This window comes from Aeromonas simiae (assembly GCF_000820125.1).
Taxonomy (GTDB): Bacteria; Pseudomonadota; Gammaproteobacteria; order Enterobacterales; family Aeromonadaceae; genus Aeromonas; species Aeromonas simiae.
Map to the genome: position 1 here is coordinate 37,719 of NZ_CDBY01000099.1, position 350 is coordinate 38,068.

Below are 350 nucleotides of genomic sequence, written 5' to 3' on the forward strand. Positions count from 1 at the left end.
GGGGTGACACAGGGCAGATGCGCCCCCTCGATCACCCTGTCGCTGCTGCTCAGCCACTGCCCTATCCCCTGATGAAGCACCTTGAGCGCCTCCTGCGGGGTCTGCTGTGCCAGCTCGTGGCCGGCGGCAAAGTAGTCGGCCGGATAGAGGTGGGCGAAACGCTGCACCAGATCGTAGGTGGTGAACTGCTCGGGCATACGCTCGACCACATCGCCAAGGCGGGAGAACAGAGAGGACAGTTCCATCATAATACTTATCTCCTTATAGGTATTTTTTAGCACCTTAACGTCATGATGCCGCACTGCCAACCCCCCTGTGCTCACTTCTGTGCCCCACTCCCCATTTCTGCC

General features: G+C 59.1%; 1 protein-coding gene. It reads right to left on the reverse strand.

The window, feature by feature from the left end; genetic code table 11:
- A partial coding sequence (locus tag BN1134_RS20120) for a hypothetical protein (protein WP_042049068.1) occupies positions 1-245 on the reverse strand: 245 nt, incomplete at its 3' end.
- Positions 246-350 lie beyond the last annotated feature (105 nt).